The organism is Microbacterium sp. UBA1612, from assembly GCF_002321605.1.
GTDB classification, from domain to species: Bacteria; Actinomycetota; Actinomycetes; order Actinomycetales; family Microbacteriaceae; genus Microbacterium; species Microbacterium luteum.
Genome location: NZ_DCMW01000032.1, coordinates 1 through 2,563 on the forward strand (window position 1 = coordinate 1; position 2,563 = coordinate 2,563).

At 71.8% G+C, this 2,563-nt stretch carries 2 protein-coding genes; one reads left to right on the forward strand and one right to left on the reverse strand.

The genetic code is table 11. The features are described from left to right. Positions 1-921: alpha/beta hydrolase (locus tag B3S45_RS12050; RefSeq protein WP_286720857.1), on the forward strand; the 921-nt coding region annotated here is incomplete at its 5' end. Between the two features lie 6 nt (positions 922-927). Here the strand turns inward: B3S45_RS12050 and B3S45_RS12055 are convergent. Next, on the reverse strand, positions 928-2,563 hold a 1,636-nt coding region (locus tag B3S45_RS12055; RefSeq protein ID WP_286720859.1), incomplete at its 5' end, for an efflux RND transporter permease subunit.

Below are 2,563 nucleotides of genomic sequence, written 5' to 3' on the forward strand. Positions count from 1 at the left end.
CCCGTGAGAGCTCTCGCGCTCGTGACTCTGTGCGGTTCCGTGCTCGCCGGATGCGTCCCCGCCTCCCTCGGGACGGAAGCGGCCGAGACGGTCGCCGCGCCGCTCGGCCTGCCGCTCGTCGACGGCGTCACGGTGCAGGAGGGCCTCGTCTACGCCGCCCCCGACGGCGCGGAGCTGGCCCTGGATGCCTGCCTTCCCGCGACCGGCGCCAGCGAGGCGCGGCCGGCGATCATCTTCGTCCACGGCGGCAGCTGGTATCGCGGTGCCCGCGACGAGCCTCTGTACCGCGAGACCTGCGAGTGGCTGGCGGGCGCCGGCTACCCGACGTTCTCGATCAGCTACCGGCTCTCACCTGCGGCACAGTTCCCTGCCGCGACCGACGACGTGCGCGCCGCGCTCGCCTGGCTGCGCGAGCCCGAGCAGGTGGCCGCCTACGGCATCGACCCGGATCGGATCGCGCTGTTCGGCAGCTCGGCGGGCGGCACCCTCGCCGCCTGGGTCGGCACCGCTGGCGAAGGCGCCTGGTCGGCGCCCGACCGAGTGGCCGCCGTCGTGGAGCTCAGCGCGCCGATCGACCTGAGCGGCGTTGCCGAGGACGCTCGTCTGACGCAGCGGCGGCTCGACTACCTCGGCTGCGAGACCGACGACGACTGCGAGGCGGCGGCGCTCGCCTCGCCGATCACCGCGATCGACGCGAGCGATCCGCCGGTCTTCATCGTGCACTCGGAAGACGAGTTCGTTCCGGACGAGCAGGGCGAGCTGTTCGCGGCCGCCCTCCGCGAGGCGGGCGGCGAGGTGGAGTTCGTCGTCGTCCCCGGCGACCGGCACGCGATCATGCTGCTCGACGCCGACATCTCGGCGCGCATCCTCGACTTCCTGGCGCGCACCGTCGGCGGCGAGGCGATCCTCGCCGCCGACTGACCGCGGCTAGCTCGCGGCGGTCTCCGCCGCGGCGGCTCGGGCCTCGCGCTTGGCGGCGCGACGCTCGGAGGAGCCCTCGACGAGGGCGTACAGAGTCGGCAGCACGACCAGCGTGAGCAGCGTCGAGGAGAGCAGCCCGCCGATCACGACGATCGCCAGCGGCTGCGAGATGAAGCCGCCCTCGCCGGTGATGCCGAGCGCCATCGGGATGAGCGCCACGATCGTGGCGAGCGCCGTCATCAGGATCGGGCGCAGACGACGCGAGGAGCCGTGCTCGACGGCCTCGGCCACCTTCATTCCGCGATCTCGGTACTGGTTGACGAGGTCGACGAGCACGATCGCGTTCGTCACGACGATGCCGATCAGCATGATGACGCCGATGATCGACGCGATGCCGAACGGCACCCCGCTCGCCAGCTGCAGCAGGATCGCGCCGGTCGCCGCGAACGGCACCGAGACCAGCAGCAGCAGCGGCTGGCGGAGGCTGCGGAAGGTCGCGACCATGATGATGTAGACGATCAGGAGCGATGCCAGCGCGGCCAGCCCGAGCTGGGCGAAGCCCTCCTGCTGGTCGGCGACCGCGCCGCCGACGCTCGCCGAGGCGCCGTCCGGCAGGTCGACGTCGGCCACCGCGGCCGTCACGATGGCGCCCGCCGAACCGAGGTCGGCCGTGTTCGGGGTGAGCGTGACCTCGGAGGTGCGCACGCCGCGCTCGGTCGTGATCGAGGTGGGCCCGTTGGTGATCTCCACCTCGGCGATCTCCTCGAGTCGCACCGTGTCGCCGGTCGGGGTCTGCAGCTCGTACTCGCGCAGCTGCTCGAGAGTCTCGGGCTCGTCGGGGTCGACCAGGTAGATCGAGATCACCGTGTTGTCGAGCTCGAAGTCGCCGGAGGCGGCGGGCTGCATGGCCTGGGCGACCAGGCTGCCGACCGCGAGTTCGCTGAGGTTGTACTCGGCGGCGGCCTCGCGATCCACGTCGACCGAGATGAACGGCCGGCTCGCGGCCAGGTTGCTGGTCGCCTCGGCGGTCACATCGAGGTCGCTCACGGCGTCGAGCACGGCGGACGTCGCCTCCAGGAGGGCGTCCTCGTCTCCTGCCGAGATCAGGATCGAGATGTCGCTGGAGGCAAACGCGGCGCTCTCGCCGCCGCCGACCGTCACCTCGCCGACGTCACTGAGGTCGTCGATCGCGGCGCGCACGGCGGCCGTGATCTCGTCCTGATCGCCGTCCTCGTCGGTGGTGAGCGAGAAGGTCGCGTCGTCGCCGCCGCCGAAGAAGGCGGCTAGCTGGTTGCCGCCGCCGATCGACGACTGCACGATCTCGACGCCCTCCACCCCGATCAGCGCCTGCTCGACTTTGGTGGCGGCGGCGTCCTTCGCCTCCAGGTCGGAGCCGGCGTCGATGGTCTGGGTGACGGTGATCGTGTTGGCGCCGCTGGATCCGATGAAGTTGGTCTGCAACAGCGGCACAGTCGCGATCGTGCCGCCCATCACCAGCACCGCGGCGAGCAGCGTGATCGCGGGGCGACGCAGCGTCCAGCGGATCACCGGCAGGTAGACCTTCTGCAGTCGCGTCGGGCGCTCCAGCTCGTCCTCGCCGGAGGCGGCCGCGGCCTGAGCCGCCTCCGCCTTCGCGATCGCC